A 14,829-nucleotide genomic window follows, 5' to 3' on the forward strand; every position below is an offset into this window, starting at 1 on the left:
GACCCTACGCCCGGGAGCCCGAACCCCATGGCAATCACGTGCCAGTACCTCAACGTGCGGCCGGAGGAGATCGAACCGCTCCTCACCCACCCCCAGCGCATCGACGAGCTGATGGAGGACGTCGAACGCGGCCTCAACGTCGACCGGGCGTGGGACGGCCTGGCCGCCCTGCTCAAGGACCTGCCGGTCGACGTCGTCTTCGGCGGCACGCCCCTGGAGACCGGCCACGACTTCCCCTACGGCCCGCCGCGCTACCTGTCACCGGAGCAGGTCGTGACCGCCGCCGAGGCGCTGCCCGGCGTGCTGCGCTACGACGGCACGGCGATGACCGGCCGCTACCCGGGCGTCGACGACGAGGACTACTACCGCCGCCACTACGCCGGGCTCTGGGACTTCTTCACCGCCTGCGCCAAGAACGGCGACGCGGTCGTGGTGGTCCTGGTGTGACGCCGGAGCCGGTCGAGGGTGAACCGGTGGAGGTCGCCGACCGGCTCCCCGGGCGGCGTGCCCGCCGCGCGGGCCCGGAGCTCGCGCAGGCGGTCGGCGTCGGCGCCATAGAGGGGCGTGGCGCCCTTCTGGGCCGCGACGGCGTCGAGGACGGCCAGCGCCGACGCGACGTCGCCGCGCTGGGCCAGCAGGAACGCCGCGCCCCGGATGGTCGCCCACTGCTGGAGGCGGTTCCCGTGGCGCTCCCAGTGGGTGATGACCTCGACGTAGAGGTCGACGGCGGCGGCCGGGTCGCCGTGGCGGGCGGTCACCGACGCCAGCGAGGTCAGCGCGACGCCCTCGCAGTAGCGGTCGCCGGTGGCGAGCGCCTGTGACCTGGCCTGCGCGAGCAGCTCCCCGGCCCGGCCGGGGTCGGTGTCGAGGAGGGACTCGCCCAGGACGTACAGGGCCCAGCCCCTGACCACCGGGGACCGGCAGGTGTCGAGCATCGCGGTCGCGTCGGCGACCGCCTGCTCGGGCCGGCCGCCGTAGGCGGAGACCAGCACCAGCGACGAGCGCACATAACCGGCCCGCAGCTCGTCGTCGGCCAGCTCGGACCAGCGCAGCACGTCGAGGCCGAGCCGCCGCGCCTCGTCGAGGTCGCCGCTCAGCAGAGCCAGCTCGGCCTGCACGAACACGGCGAACCGGCGGAACGGGTCGTCGGGCCCGAGCAACCGGAGCGACAACCCGGCCAGCCGTCGGGCCTCCTCGTAGTCGCTGCGGAACCGGGCGCAACCCGCGGCCACGCCCAGGGCGAGCGCCGCGAGGGGTTCGTCGTCGGCGTGGCCGGTCTCCGACCAGCGGCGGGCCGCCGCCTTGGCCCAGTCTTCGAGCTCGGCCGGCATACGCAGTTCGGCCCAGTCGGCCAGTTCGCCGATCAGCCACAGGTCGAGCGTCAGGTCGTGGTCGAGCGCCCACAGGTGGGCGGCGCGGATGTCGCCGAACCGCCGCTCGACCTCGGCCGCCCACCCGCCGTCGATGCGCTCGGCCCCGCGCCGCACCAGTTCCAGCAGGTCCCGCGCGTGCGCCCGCCGCAGGTCGGCCTCCTCGCCGCTCTCGGCGAGCCGCTCGCGCGCGAACGCGCGCAGGGTCTCCAGCATCGTGTACGCCGTCACGTCGCCCCCCGCGACCGCCACCACCATCGACCGGTCGACCAGGTCGCCGATCCGGTCGAGCGCGGCCACCGGGTCGAGCCCGCAGACCCGGGCCGCGTCGTGGGCGGTGAACACGCCCGGGAAGACCGAGAGCCGGGCGAACAACCGCCGGTCGGCGTCGTCGAGGAGGCGGTAGGACCAGTCGACGACCGCGTCGAGGGTGCGGTGGCGGTCGGCCGCCTGCCGGTAGGAGGTGCGCAGCAGGCCGCCCGACGCCAGGATCCCGGCCGGGCTCATCACCCGCAGCCGCCCGGCGGCCAGCTCGATGGCCAGCGGGATCCCGTCGAGGCGGCGGCACAGTTCCTCGGCCGCGTCACCGGCCACGTCGACGCCGGGCGCGAGCGCCGCCGCCCGCAGCCGGAGCAGCTCGACCGCCTCCGCGCCCAGCGGCGGCACCGGCACGATCTGCTCGACCGGCAGCCCGAGCGGCAGGCGCGAGGTGGCCAGGATCCGCACCGCCGGGCACGCCGCCGCGATGGCCTGCGCGGCCTCGGCGGCCGACTCGACGACGTGCTCGCAGTTGTCGAGCACGAGCAGGGTGTCGCGCGGGCGCAGGTAGTCGACCAGCCGGTCGAGCGGCGGCGACCCGTCGACCAGGTGCACGCCGAGCGCGGTCAGCATCGCCCCGGCGACCTGCGCCCCGGTGGGCAACGACGACAGGTCGACCAGCGCGCCGTCGTCGGAGACCTCCGCGGCGAGCCGCGTCTTGCCGACCCCGCCCGGCCCGGTCAGCGTCACCACCCGCGCCCGCTCCAGCCGCGCGCGCAGCTCGGCGAGCAGCCGGTCGCGCCCGACCAGCGACGTGGACGCCGGTTCGGCGGCTTCGCGCGGGTGCAGCGCGGGGTCGTGGCGCAGGATGCGGGTCTCCAGGTCGCGCAGCGCCTGCTGCGGTTCCAGGCCGAGCTCCTCGTCGAGCATCGTCCGGTACGCCCGGTAGGCGGCCAGCGCCTCGACCTGCCGGCCGAGCCGGTAGAGGGCGAGCATGAGCTGGCCCCGGGACCGTTCCCGCATCGGCGACTCGGCGATCACCCGCTCAAGTGTGGCCAGCGCCTCCTCCGGCCGGTTCAGCCGCAGCGCGGCTTCAGCGTGGTCTTCCTGGGCCGACAGCCGCAACTCGGTCAGCCGAGCGACCTCGGCCATCGCGAAGTCCTCGTGGGCGTATTCGGCGTAGGCGCCGCCCCGCCAGAGCGCCAGCCCCTCGTCGAGCAGCGCGAGCGCTTCACGCGGGCGGGTGGCGAGCAGGCCGCGCCCGCGTTCGGCCAGGTCTTCGAAGGCGGTGACGTCGAACCAGGCGGGGTCGACGACCAGGGCGTAACCGGGGTGGCGGGTGTGCAGCACGTCGCCGAGGCCGGCCGCGCGCAGTTGCGTGCGCAACCGGGAGACGACCGTCTGGAGCGCCGCGTCGGCCCGCGCGGGCGGGGCGCCCTGCCAGACGACGTCGGCGAGGGTGTCGGCGGCGACCACGCCGGGGGAGCGCACCAGCAGCGCGGCCAGCAGCCGCCGCGCGTTGCCCGACCGGGTCAGCGCCTCGGCGCCGGGCACGTCCAGCGGCCCGAGGGCCCTGATGCGAGGTGTCACGGCGGCTCCCGGCGCTGGATCATCCGGAAGGAACTATAAGTCGGGGATGTTCACCCGCGCAGCGTCATAATCGCCGCCGCCACCGCGGCCTGCTTGACCTGCTCGTACGGCTCCCGGGGGAACATCACCACCGTGTCGGAGAGCCCGCCGATCGCGACCGTGGCGCGCACCCGCGCGACGAGCTCCGGCGCGCCGCCCATCAGGATCGTGGTGAGCCCTTCGCGGAAGGCCAGCATGCGGGTGATCAGGTCGAGCTCGTGCAGCACGGAGAGGTCGGAAAGGATCATCACCAGCGTGTCGCGCCGCCGCCAGGCCAGGTCGAAGTAGGCCCCCAGCAGCTCGTCGGCGGCGGCTCCCGCGTGCTCGGCCAGGAACGCCTCCAGCTCCTCGAACATCGGCGTGACGATCGTGCGCAGCAGGTCGTCGCGGGAGGAGAAGTGGTAGTAGAGCGCCGGTTTGGTGATCCCGAGCCGGTCGGCGATGTGCTGCAGGCTGGTGTCGCGCACCCCCTTCTCCAGGAAGAGCTCCCGGGCGGTGGCCAGGATGCGGTCGCGGGTGTCGGTCGGCCTCCCCATGGAACTCACAGTGGCTTACCATCCGTTAAGTCAGCAACTTACCTACTGTTAAGTAAGGAGCTTTCGGATGCGTATCCTGATCTCCGGCGCGAGCGTGGCGGGCCCGCTCGCCGCCTACTGGCTCGCCCGCCGAGGCCACGCCGTCACCGTCGTGGAAAAGCACCCCGCGCTGCGCAAGGCCGGCGGGCACGCCGTCGACCTGTTCCGTCCCGCACTGGAGATCGCCCGGCGCATGGGCGTACACGACCAGATCCACGACCGCCGCACCGGCGTCGAACTGCTCTCGTTCCGCCGCCCCGGCGACGCCCGCCCGGCCGAGATCCGCATCGGCGCCCTGATGGCGAAGTCGGCCGGCGACCACGTCGAGATCATGCGCGACGACCTCAGCGAGATCCTCTACGACGCGGGCCGCGACCACGTCGAATACCTCTTCGGCGACTCGATCGCCGCCATCGACGACCGGACGGTGACCTTCGAGCAGGGCCCGCCGCGCGAGTTCGACCTCGTCATCGGCGCCGACGGCCTCCACTCGAACGTGCGCAGGCTGACCTTCGGCCCCGAGGCGGCCTACTCGGCCTGGATCGGCGCCTACCTCGCGGTGCTGACGCTGACCGACCACCCCGGCACACCCGGCCGGGTCGACGGCCTCGTCGCGGTGAACCGGATGGCGGCGGTCTACCACCACCACGAGAACGTGCGCGGCCTGTTCATGTTCCGGCCCCCGGCCCCGCTCGACTACCACCACCGCGACGTGGCGAGGCAGAAGATCCTGGTCAAGGAGCACTTCGGCGACCTCGGCGGAGAGGTGCCGTGGCTGCTCGACCGCCTCGGCACCACCCCCGCGTTCTACTTCGACTCGGTGACCCAGTTACGCATGGACACCTGGTCGAAGGGCCGCGTCACCCTGGTCGGCGACGCCGGCTACTGCCCCGGCCCGGCGGTCGGCGGCAGCACCAGCCTGGCCATGGTCGGCGCCTACGTCCTGGCCGGTGAACTGTCGCGCTTCGCCGACCACAACCACGCCTTCGCCTCCTACGAGGGGGAGCTGGCGGGTTACGTCCAGAAGAGCAGAACCTTCGCCGTCGGCGCGGCCAAGCGGCTCATCCCCGGAAGCGAGGGGGCGCTGCGCGGTCTCGTGTACGGGATGCGGGTGCTCAACCGCCTCCCCGGCCCGCTGGTGCGGCTGCTGACCGCGTCGAGCGTGGGGCTGCGGGTGCACACGTCGTTCCGGCTCCCCGACTATCCCGGCTAGAGCCGGCGGCACTGGTCCTCCTTGTTGCCCCCGGCCTTGTTGCCGCCGCCGGTCGGCCGGGGCGCGTTCTCCTTGCACTGGAGGTTGCCCTTCATGGTGTTGCCCTTGATCTGCGCGCCGCCCCGGTTGCCGACGACCTGGATCGACCCGCCGACACGATTGGAGTGGACCTTCAGGTAGCGCCTGTTGGCGTCGAGCTGGATGTCGGAGTCGATGCGCGACGAGGTGACGGTCGCCGCCCCGCCCTGCTTGACCTGCACGCTGCCCTTGACGTGAGACCCGGCGAGCACGCTGACGGCCTTGGCGTTCTCGCCCTGGACGTTGCCCCCGACCCTGATCCCCCGGGCGACCAGCGTGGCCCCGCGCTCGACCTTGAGCGTGCCCTTGACCTTCGTGCCGACCAGCGTGCACGTGGCCCCCGAGGGCACCCGCAGATCGTCGACCGTGACGGCCCGCAGGGTCGCCCGGCACGCCCGCTCCTCGGCACTGGCCGGCGCGACGACCCCGGCCCCCAGCAGCGCCCCCAGCACGACCCCGCCCAGCAGCACGTTCTTCCTCATCGGAACCCCTCCCGTAGGGGCGGGCGACGCGCCCGCCTGAGAAGAGCTTCGAAGCCGGGGGTGAGCACTCCATGAGCCGCCGATGAGCGGTCTCTCATCTCACCGTGCGTCACACCCAGACGATCGAGATGAGCTCCACCCGCCGCCGGTACTCGATGATCAAGTAGGTGATGAGCCCGGCCCCGCCCTCACCGAAGGTCAGGCTTCGGACAGGCGCGTCGGGCCTCTCCTTCACGAAGGGGACGCCGGTCCACGGGGCCACCTCCAGCAGCACGAGCGCTTCCTGGAGCGGGGCGAGAGCCTGCGCGGGCAGCGCCGCGACCTGCTCGTCGGTGTCCTTGCCGGTGCCGATGACGTACATCTAGCCGGGCAGCTCCCGCCCGAGTTCGGCGGCACGGTCGGAGAGGATCTCCCGCCAGGGGCGGCCCGATCTCGGCTCGCCTCGGTCTGCGGCCTGCTGTACCTGGGCGGCGCGCGCCAGCACCGCCTCGTATTCCCCGGTCGCCTTCATGAGGGCGATGTGCCACCAGTGGGCGAGCACGTCGTTGACCGGGGTCAGATCGAGTTCGTCGCTCGCATGGGCCATCGCCCGCCTGAAGTCTCTGTCGAAGTGGTCGCGATCGTCGCCGGGCAGGCAGGCCCGGATGTTGCGAGGGCTCCGGTCGGCCTTCAGCGACTCGACCACATGGGCTGTGGACAGATCGTGGGATTCGACGGACACGGAAGACCTCCGGTGCAGAGACTCAGCTCACAACTGTAGTTCCCATCCGGGTGTCCAGCTGCGGCAAGGGGCGAGCCCGGCGCAGGCCGCGCCGGGCTCGCCCTGGATCAGCCGCCTACCGCGCCGGGGTGAAGGTGTACGTCACGCCCTTCGCCGCGTTGATGCGCAGGGTCGACTTCCCGGCGCCCACGTTGCTCGCCGTCCCGTCGTCGGCCGAGACGTCGACCTTCGTGCCCTGCCAGGGGTTCTTGACCTCGAAGACGCCGCCCTGCTCGCTCTTCACGGCGACGTACTCCACCGCGTCCCCGGTCCGGGAGGCGCTCACGACGAGGCCGCCCTTCTCGCGGAGGTTGTGGAAGGCGCCGCTCTTGCCGGCCGGCCACACGGGGAAGACCTGGACCAGGCCGTCCCAGCTCTGCAGCAGCAGGTTGTTCAGCGCCTCGATCGCGCCGGCCTTCTCCAGGCCGTGGTTGCCGTCGGCGATGCGCAGGTTGGCGACCGCGTGCTGGTTGATCTGCTGCTTGAGGCGGTCGATGATCGTCTGGCCGGGGTAGCCGACCCGGGCGGCCTGGGTGAAGACCTTCGGGAAGCTGTTGTCCTGGCCCCACGAGTTCATCACGTTGATCGTGTCGATGGCGGTCTGCCGTTCGGCGGCGGGGGAGCCGATGCCGATCTGGCCGCCCGGGTGGATGAATTCCAGGTTGACCGTGTTGTCGCCGGGGCGGATGGCCCGGTTGTCGCTGATCGTGCCGGGCTCGCCGAGGGCGTAGACCGTCTTGCCCTGGTAGGTCGTCGTGGGGGTCGCGGGCAGGTTGCGCAGCATCTTGCCCCACACCCAGCGGTGGTCGGCGTCGAGGCCGAGCCGGGTGCTGGCGTCCTCCAGCGTGGTCAGCAGGAGCTTCAGCATGCCGAGGTCGGCGCTGGGGTTCTTGGCCCAGGTGATCTCGTGGGGGCCGCCCCAGAAGGAGCCGTCGTCCTCGACCCAGTTCTCGAAGAACGCGGCGACGTCCTTCATGAACGGGTAGCCGGTCTCGCGGAGCCACTGCTCGTCGCGGGTGTACTGCCAGTACTCGATGTGCTGGGTCACCGTGAACAGGGCGTTGGCGACCTGGTTGTGGTAGTTGTCGTCGCTCGTGGTGCCGAACGGGCTGATGCCCACGGGGAACAGCACGCCGCTCTTCACCCCGCCGCTCGGGAAGCGGGCGTCGACGTAGTCGGGCTTGACCCGGCGCAGGTCCTCGGCGGCGCGGCGGCGGGCCTCCGGCACGAAGGCGTCGACCGCGTCGAAGTAGGGCAGCGCCAGCTCCGGCCTGTTGGAGCTGTAGACGCCGTAGTAGTTGGCCTGCCAGTTGTAGTTGAGGTGGAAGTCGCCGCCCCACTGCGGGAAGTCGGTGGTGGCCCAGATGCCGTACAGGCCCGAAGCGGTCTTGCCCTCGCGCAGCGAGCTGCCGAGGAAGTACAGGGAGCTGTAGTAGAAGCGCTCCAGCACGTCGTCGTCGAGGTCGACGTAGGAGCGCAGCCAGTAGTCCTTCCACCAGTCGAGGTGGGCGGCGTAGAGGTCGTCGACCGACGCGGCGGTCTGGGCCCCCGCCAGGGCGATCGCGGCCGGGCCCGGGTCGGCCGGGTTCACGCCGCCGCCCGCGACGGCGGTGACGACGTCGACGGTCTGGCCGGGGGCGAGCTCGAAGTCGACGCGCCCGTTCGCGACGGTCGGGTTGCCGCCGATCACCCGGGTGGCCAGCGACGCCCGGGACACGCCCCGGCTGCTCGCCGGGGTCTGGCGGGTGGCCCACAGGGTGTCGCCCTGCACGCCGGAGGTCTGCACCATGCCGCCGCGCGCGTCGGGGGTGCCCGCGACGGTCTGGGCGCGCAGCCTGACCGGCCTGTCGCCCTGCGAGGTGATGGAGGTGACGACCACGTTGCTGTCGGCGCCGGTGAAGGTCTTCATCGTCACGGGCACGCCGCCGAGCTGCATGGACGTGTCGACGTCGCCCTTGAGGACGTTCTGCTCCTCCAGGAACTCACCGGTCGGCTGGGTGGGGCCCTCGGCGTCGTACAGCTCGAAGGCGCCGACGCGGGCGCGCGGGTTGCTGATCGAGTCGGCGGTGGTGCCCTGGGTCGGCTCGGCCAGGTTCAGGCGTAGGTAGCGGGCGGTGACCGGGGCGAACGTGCGGTCGGTCGTCGCGGCGGTGTTGCCGGTGACGGTGTCGATCGTGGTCCAGGTCTGGCCGTCGGTGCTGGCTTCGAGCGTCCAGCTCTTGCCGTTGTTGGCGGCCTCGCCGGGGCGGGCGGCCTGGTCGTGCTTGAGGATGTAGCGGCGGAAGGTCTTCGCCGAGCCCAGGTCGAGGCGCAGCCACTGCGGCTTGCCGACGTTGGAGACCCAGCCCTCGTAGCCGGAACCCCAGGCGCCGGAGACCGCGCGCGACGGCGGGAACGACGGGTGGCTGCTGGACGCCGTCGCGGTCGCCCCCAGCGCGAGGTTGGTCGCCGTGATCGTGGTGTCGGCCTGGATGGTCACGTTGCCGAGCGCCACCAGGGAGGGGCTGCCGGCCGACGTCCAGAAATCTCCCTTGGAGATGTAGAAGGTCTTGCTCCCCTGGCTGCCGCCGGAGGTCACGCCGATGTCGCCGTTGCCGAGGAGGGCCGTGTCGGGCATGGTGCGGTTGACCGCGCCGGAGTAGTTCTGGGTCGTCCAGCGGCCCTTGACCGCGCCGACGAGCTGCTGGATCTCGGCCCACTGCTGGTCGGCGGTCGGGACCGCCGCCTCGGCGGGGAGCGCCGTCAGGAGGGAAGCGGCCACGGCCGCCGCCAGGATGCCTCGGGTTGTTCTCATGGGGGGTGCCTTTCTGCCCCTGCCTGAGCAGGCAAAGGAACCTCTACCGGCCGCGCCTGGACCGGTCGAGATAACGTTATCTCGAAACCATAGAGTGTTTCCCGCGTGTTTCTGAAGACATCCGGCCATAACGGCTTCATCACGCGTCCCAGCAGCGAAAACTTATGCCGATGTCAGCCCGACCTGCTGGAGAACGCTCTCCGAAAGACTTAATTCACGCCGTGGGATTTCTTTGATCAAGGCGATGTGCTGCGACTTCTCTCTGAGAGAGCGCTCTTGTGAACGTATTGACTCGGTCCAGTAACACGGTCAGGATTTCGCGTGTGCAGCCCTCCATGCGAAAGAGACGCTTCGCCGTCCTCAGTGGTTTGTCCCTGCTGTTAAGCGCCGTCGTCGCCTCACCGGGGCCCGCGACGGCCGCCGAACCCCCGGTCGCCGGTCCGCCCGTCCTCGAGAACGGGTGCGCGAAGATCGAGGACACCCTCCCGACCTACAGCGACTGGCCGAAGGTCCAGAGCAAGATCGAGAAAGACCCGGCCATCGAGCGCAAGGTCGCCCGGCTCGTCGCCGACATGACCCTGGCCGAGAAGGTCGGCCAGATGACCCAGCCCGAGATCAACGCGATCACCCCGGCCGAGGTCAGGCAGTACTTCATCGGGTCGGTCCTCAACGGCGGCGGCTCGTGGCCCGGCGGCAACAAGCACGCCCCGGTCGGCGACTGGCTCGGCCTCGCCGACGCCTTCTACGACGCCTCCGTGACGACCCGCACCAAGGTGCCGGTGATCTGGGGCATCGACGCCGTCCACGGCAACAACAACGTCTTCGGCGCGACGCTCTTCCCGCACAACATCGGCCTGGGCGCCGCCGCCGACCCGTGCCTGATCCGCAAGATCAGCGAGGCCACGGCCGAGCAGCTCCGCGTGACCGGTCAGGACTGGGCCTTCGCGCCCACCCTCGCCGTCGTCCGCGACGACCGCTGGGGCCGCACCTACGAGGGCTACGCCGAAGACCCCAACCTCGCCCGCGCCTACGGTTACGAAGCCGTCCAGGGACTCCAGGACTCCAGCTGGCGCCGGATGGGCAACCGCGGCGTCATCGCCACCGCCAAGCACTTCATCGGCGACGGCGGCACCCGCCTCGGCGCCGACCAGGGCGTCAACCCCTCGTCAGAAGCCGAGATGATCAACGTCCACGGCCAGGGCTACTACGGCGCGCTCGCCGCCGGGGCCCAGTCGGTCATGGTGTCGTTCAACAGCTGGACCAATGAGGACCTCGGCATCAACGAGGGCAAACTCCACGGCAGCAAGAAGGCCATCACCGACATCCTCAAGGGCAAGATGGGCTTCGACGGCCTGGTCGTGTCCGACTGGAACGGCATCGGCCAGGTGGCCGGCTGCACCAACTCCAGCTGCGCCCAGGCGATCAACGCCGGCATGGACATCGTGATGGTGCCCAACGAGTGGAAGGCGTTCATCGCCAACACCATCGCCCAGGTCGAGTCGGGCGAGATCGCCATGTCGCGCATCGACGACGCCGTCACCCGCATCCTGCGCGTCAAGTACCGCGCCGGCATCTTCGACGGCCGCCGCCCCTCCGACCGCGTGCTCGCCGGCGACGAGTCGCGCCTCCAGGCCGTGAAGCTGGCCCGCGAGGCCGTGCGCAAGTCGCAGGTGCTGCTGAAGAACAACGGCAACGTGCTGCCGCTCGCCAAGGACGCGAAGGTGCTGGTCGTCGGCAAGAGCGCCGACAACCTGCAGAACCAGACCGGCGGCTGGTCGCTGAGCTGGCAGGGCACCGGCAACACCAACGCCGACTTCCCGAACGGCACGACCATCCTCGCGGGCCTCCGCCAGGCGCTCGGCACGTCCAACGTGACCTTCAGCGAGACCGCCGACGGGGTCGACCCGGCCCAGTTCGACGCGGTCATCGCCGTGCTCGGCGAGACCCCCTACGCCGAAGGCGTCGGCGACCTGGCCAGGCGCACCCTCGAAGCCGCCAAGCTCTACCCCGGCGACCTGGCCGTGCTCGACAAGGTGGCCGGCAAGGGCGCCCCCGTGGTGACCGTCTACGTCACCGGCCGTCCCCTCTACGTCAACAAGGAGCTCAACCGCTCCGACGCCTTCGTCGCGGCCTGGCTCCCCGGCACCGAAGGAGGCGGCGTCGCCGACGTGCTGGTCGGCCGGCACGACTTCACCGGCAAGCTCTCCTACTCCTGGCCCAAGAGCGCCTGCCAGTCGCCGCTGAACCCCGGCGACCCCGGCTACGACCCGCTGTTCCCGGCCGGATACGGCCTCGCCAAGGGCCAGACCGGCAACGTCGGCACCCTCGACGAAACCTCCCACGAGTTCCCGTCGTGCACCTCGACGGGCGGCGGCGGCACGGCCACCGAAGACCTGGAGGTCTTCGTCCGGACCGACGTGGCCCCCTACCGCAGCTTCATCGGCTCCCCCGAGAACTGGGGCGGCACCGAGATCGGCCCCGACGGCGCCGCCGCCCACGCCAACATCAACACGGTGCCCGCCGACGTCAACGTCCAGGGCGACGCGCTGAAGACCACCTGGGCCGGCACCGGCCCCGGCCAGATCTACTACCAGAACCCGGCGGGCGGCTCCGACCTGCGCGGATACCTCAACGCCGACGCCGCGCTGGTCTTCGACACCATCGTCCACTCGGCGCCGACGGCCCGGACCGTGATCAGCGCCCACTGCGTCTACCCGTGCTTCGCCGAGGTGGTCGCGACCAACCTGTTCACCGGCCTGGCCGGCGACGGCAAGTCGACGGTGAAGATCCCGGTGTCGTGCTTCGCGAACGGCCTCGACTTCGAGAACGTGAACACGCCCTTCCTCGTCTACACGGAAGGCGCGTTCTCGGCGTCGTTCGCCAACGTGCGCTGGGTCCCGCAGGCGGCCGACGACCCCGACGCGCTGGCCTGCTCCGACCTGTCGTAGAAACCCCGAGCCGGGCCGGTCGCCGTCGACCGGCTCGGCTCTTTTCTTTCTGTTACGGCTATCGCCTGCCCCGAGACGCCACGACGGGCCGGCGCAGGGCCAGGCCGGTGAGAGCGGCCCCGAACACCGTCGCCCCGATGAGCGTGATGACCCGCCCGTCGGGCCCCGCCGAACCCCCGCCCCCGGTGGCGACCCCGCCTTCGGGCGTCTCCAGGTCGGTCTCCTCGTCGACCGGCTCCTCGTCGACGGGTTCGTCGGTGACGGTCTCGGTGACCGTCGCGGCCGGCGTGGCCGACGGCGTCGTCGACGGCGTCGCGCTGGGGGTCTCACTCGCCTCCGCGCCCGTGACGACCAGGTCGTAGGTGGTGAGCGCGTCGGAGTTCTGCGGCTCGCAGTCGATCAGCCGGTCCTGCGGCGTCGTGCCGAAGGTGATGTCGCCCGGCCGCACCTTTCCGGTCCCGGCCGTGTTCGGCGTCGATCGGACCGCCGTGGCGGTCGTCGGGAGGGTGATCGTGTTCCCGGCGGTCACCGGGCCGACCACGTCGCCCACTCCGGTGCCGGAGGTGAGGTTCGGCAAGGCGCTGATCGACACGTAGGCGTACATCTTCGCGTCGGCCGGGAGAGCCGCGGTGGCCTGGATCGCCGTCGAGTCGGAGTAGGTGGCGCGGTGGGTGATGGAGAACTGCTCGCCGGTGCGCGCGACGGCGGGCATGATGAGCTCGACCCGGATCTGCACCGTCTGCGGGATCCCGCCTTTGGGCGTACAGGAGTATTCGACGACGTCGGTCGCCGCGTAGGCCGGCGGGCACCACGACATGAGGGCCCATAAGCCGATCGATGCGAACACAGCCCGTCGAATGAGCACCGCAACTCCTCGTTCCGCGAAGGCGTATAGGGAGACGGCCCGCCCAGCTCCGTGGTTGACACCACCAGCCCCAGGAATTCTGTCGGACGTGCTCGTTAACGTTCGGGCCGTCAACGGGACGAGAGGCGGAGGAGCCGGCATGTGGGGAAACACGTGGAACGATCTGGGCGAGGTGCGGGCCCGGCTGGCGGCCGGCGCCGACCCCGACGGGTCTGACCACTGGGGCCCGGCCCTGTTCCAGGCCGCCGCCTACGGCAGCCCCGAGGTGGTCGCCGAACTGGCCGGCCGGGTCGCCGACGTCGAGGTCCTCGACGAGGGCCACACCGCGTTATGGGCGGCGGTCTTCCACCGCAACGCCGACAACGCCCGCGCCCTGGTCGAGGCCGGCGCCGATCCGTGGCGGCCGATGATGAACGGCTGGTCACCGGCCCGGCTCGCCCTCGCGGGCCCGACCCCCGGCCTCTTCCCGCCGCGCGACCTTGCCCTGACGCCCGAGGAAGCGGCGGCGGTGGCGCTCGCCGAAGACCTGCTCCCCGCGCTGGAGTCCATCGACGACGACGGCCACAGCATCGCCTGCGTCGCGGGCGTCACCGCCGCCGAGGCGACGCGCCGGCTGGGCGGCACACCCGTGACCGAAGAGGAACGAGACGACGGCCCCGAGTGGGTCGTCGGCGTCACCGATGTGACCGGCGGCTGCGTGGTCACCCAGCCCTGGAACTGGTACGCCTCCGATCAGCGCCTGCTCCGGCGGCTCACCCGGGGCACCCGGGGTTACGCCATGTACTCCAACCCCAAGAGCGGCGAGCAGGGCGCCGGCGCGATCGACGGCGAGATCACCGAGTGGGACACGATCCTCGGCCTCGCTCCCCCCACCGAGGCCGACTCGGCCGAACAGGTGCTCCTCAAGTTCCTCTACGAGGACGACCCGGAGGCCTACTGCTGCGGCTACGCCGGACTGCGCCTCACCGACGCCCGCCCGATCCTCGGCCCGCCCGACCTGTGGATCAGCCTCGATCCCACCCGCTGAAAACCAGTGGCGCCCCCGTGGAAGGGGCCGATTCACTGTCCGGCGGGTTTCCGCACACCGAGGAGTTCCATGTACGCAGTCACCGCCGCCACCGGCCAGCTCGGCCGCCTGGTTCTCGACCGGCTCAAGGGTGACGTGGTCGCCGTCGCGCGAGACGTCTCCCGCCTCCCATCGGGCGTCGAGGCCCGGCACGGCGACTACGACGACCCGAGCAGCCTGGTGGCGGCGTTCGCCGGGGTCGACCGGCTGCTGCTGATCTCCTCACCGGAGCTCGACGCCGCCCGCCGGACCGCCCAGCACCGCAACGTGATCGACGCCGCCGTGGCGGCGGGCGTGACCGCCGTCGTCTACACGAGCTTCCTGAACGCCGACACCGTCGCGACCGGCATGACCGAGGCCCACCACGCCACCGAGCAGGCGCTCGTCGCGAGCGGCTTGGCCCACACGATCCTGCGCAACCCCTTCTACGGCGACGCCTTCCTGCCCCAGGTCACCGACGGCGTCATCCGCAGCAGCACCGGCGGCCGCGGCCTGAACACCGCCTTCCGCGCAGACCTGGCCCAGGCGGCCGCGAACGCCCTGACCGGCGAGGGCCACCTCGGCCGCGCCTACGACCTGACCGGCCCGCTGTGGACGTACCCGCAGGTCGCCGAGGCCCTCGGCGTCGCCTACGAGGAGGTGCCCGACGCGGGCCCCGGCCCGATGGCCTGGCTGAACGGGATGGTCAGAGCGGGCGCCCTCGAACGCGAGACCGGCGACCTGGAAACGCTGCTCGGCCGCCCGGCGGAGACGGTGGTCGAGCGGCTGAGCGTCTAGCAATATCGTCGTGC

Annotated in this window: 12 protein-coding genes; 5 read left to right on the forward strand and 7 right to left on the reverse strand. The window is 71.5% G+C overall.

Translation table 11 applies throughout. The annotated features are described in order from the left end of the window. The first annotated feature begins 27 nt into the window (after nucleotides 1-27). Nucleotides 28-447, forward strand: a complete 420-nt coding sequence (locus AW274_RS12930) for a DUF1877 family protein (RefSeq protein WP_062431244.1) — start codon at nucleotides 28-30, stop codon at nucleotides 445-447. Here AW274_RS12930 and AW274_RS12935 read toward each other — a convergent pair. Continuing rightward, a complete protein-coding gene (locus AW274_RS12935) occupies nucleotides 375-3,218 on the reverse strand; it encodes an AfsR/SARP family transcriptional regulator (protein WP_062431245.1) in 2,844 nt (947 codons plus the stop codon). The two genes, AW274_RS12930 and AW274_RS12935, sit on opposite strands and share 73 nt — an antisense overlap. 50 nt (nucleotides 3,219-3,268) lie before the next feature. Next, nucleotides 3,269-3,793, reverse strand: a complete 525-nt coding sequence (locus AW274_RS12940; protein WP_062431246.1) for a TetR/AcrR family transcriptional regulator — start codon at nucleotides 3,791-3,793, stop codon at nucleotides 3,269-3,271. Nucleotides 3,794-3,860: 67 nt separating this feature from the next. Between AW274_RS12940 and AW274_RS12945 the strand changes: the two genes are divergently transcribed. Further along, entirely contained in the window at nucleotides 3,861-5,045 is a 1,185-nt protein-coding gene (locus AW274_RS12945; protein ID WP_062431247.1) for an FAD-dependent monooxygenase, read from the forward strand. Here the strand turns inward: AW274_RS12945 and AW274_RS12950 are convergent. The 4 genes from AW274_RS12950 to AW274_RS12965 form a co-directional block, all read right to left on the reverse strand. Beyond that, nucleotides 5,042-5,605 (reverse strand): hypothetical protein, encoded by a 564-nt coding sequence (locus AW274_RS12950; protein ID WP_063813256.1) that lies wholly within the window; start codon nucleotides 5,603-5,605, stop codon nucleotides 5,042-5,044. The genes AW274_RS12945 and AW274_RS12950 overlap by 4 nt on opposite strands. Nucleotides 5,606-5,714: 109 nt before the next feature. Next, nucleotides 5,715-5,966, reverse strand: a complete 252-nt coding sequence (locus AW274_RS12955) for a hypothetical protein (protein WP_062431248.1) — start codon at nucleotides 5,964-5,966, stop codon at nucleotides 5,715-5,717. Then, entirely contained in the window at nucleotides 5,967-6,326 is a 360-nt protein-coding gene (locus AW274_RS12960) for a DUF6247 family protein (RefSeq protein WP_157520096.1), read from the reverse strand. A 115-nt stretch (nucleotides 6,327-6,441) separates the two neighbouring features. Further along, entirely contained in the window at nucleotides 6,442-9,159 is a 2,718-nt protein-coding gene (locus AW274_RS12965; protein WP_198169156.1) for a discoidin domain-containing protein, read from the reverse strand. A 368-nt stretch (nucleotides 9,160-9,527) separates the two neighbouring features. Here AW274_RS12965 and AW274_RS12970 point away from each other — a divergent pair, with 368 nt between their 5' ends. Beyond that, entirely contained in the window at nucleotides 9,528-12,107 is a 2,580-nt protein-coding gene (locus AW274_RS12970; protein ID WP_232320096.1) for a glycoside hydrolase family 3 protein, read from the forward strand. A 58-nt stretch (nucleotides 12,108-12,165) separates the two neighbouring features. On the opposite strand, the gene AW274_RS12975 is transcribed toward AW274_RS12970, so the two are convergent. After that, nucleotides 12,166-12,954, reverse strand: a complete 789-nt coding sequence (locus AW274_RS12975; RefSeq protein WP_062431251.1) for a hypothetical protein — start codon at nucleotides 12,952-12,954, stop codon at nucleotides 12,166-12,168. A gap of 157 nt (nucleotides 12,955-13,111) precedes the next feature. Between AW274_RS12975 and AW274_RS12980 the strand changes: the two genes are divergently transcribed. Further along, entirely contained in the window at nucleotides 13,112-13,999 is an 888-nt protein-coding gene (locus AW274_RS12980; RefSeq protein ID WP_062431252.1) for an ankyrin repeat domain-containing protein, read from the forward strand. Between the two features lie 69 nt (nucleotides 14,000-14,068). After that, the gene (locus tag AW274_RS12985; protein WP_062431253.1) at nucleotides 14,069-14,815 is read left to right on the forward strand and encodes an NAD(P)H-binding protein; all 747 of its coding nucleotides are present in this window, start codon (nucleotides 14,069-14,071) and stop codon (nucleotides 14,813-14,815) included. Nucleotides 14,816-14,829 lie beyond the last annotated feature (14 nt).

Source organism: Herbidospora daliensis, from assembly GCF_001570585.1.
Taxonomy (GTDB): Bacteria; Actinomycetota; Actinomycetes; order Streptosporangiales; family Streptosporangiaceae; genus Herbidospora; species Herbidospora daliensis.

What these genes read in the sequence shown, in the direction of transcription:
- AW274_RS12955 (WP_062431248.1), bottom strand. Translation starts at nt 5,966, where the DNA reads ATGTACGTCATCGGCACCGGCAAGGACACCGACGAGCAGGTCGCGGCG.
- AW274_RS12985 (WP_062431253.1), top strand. Translation starts at nt 14,069, where the DNA reads ATGTACGCAGTCACCGCCGCCACCGGCCAGCTCGGCCGCCTGGTTCTC.
- AW274_RS12950 (WP_063813256.1), bottom strand. Translation starts at nt 5,605, where the DNA reads ATGAGGAAGAACGTGCTGCTGGGCGGGGTCGTGCTGGGGGCGCTGCTG.
- AW274_RS12980 (WP_062431252.1), top strand. Translation starts at nt 13,112, where the DNA reads ATGTGGGGAAACACGTGGAACGATCTGGGCGAGGTGCGGGCCCGGCTG.
- AW274_RS12930 (WP_062431244.1), top strand. Translation starts at nt 28, where the DNA reads ATGGCAATCACGTGCCAGTACCTCAACGTGCGGCCGGAGGAGATCGAA.
- AW274_RS12965 (WP_198169156.1), bottom strand. Translation starts at nt 9,159, where the DNA reads ATGAGAACAACCCGAGGCATCCTGGCGGCGGCCGTGGCCGCTTCCCTC.
- AW274_RS12945 (WP_062431247.1), top strand. Translation starts at nt 3,861, where the DNA reads ATGCGTATCCTGATCTCCGGCGCGAGCGTGGCGGGCCCGCTCGCCGCC.
- AW274_RS12940 (WP_062431246.1), bottom strand. Translation starts at nt 3,793, where the DNA reads ATGGGGAGGCCGACCGACACCCGCGACCGCATCCTGGCCACCGCCCGG.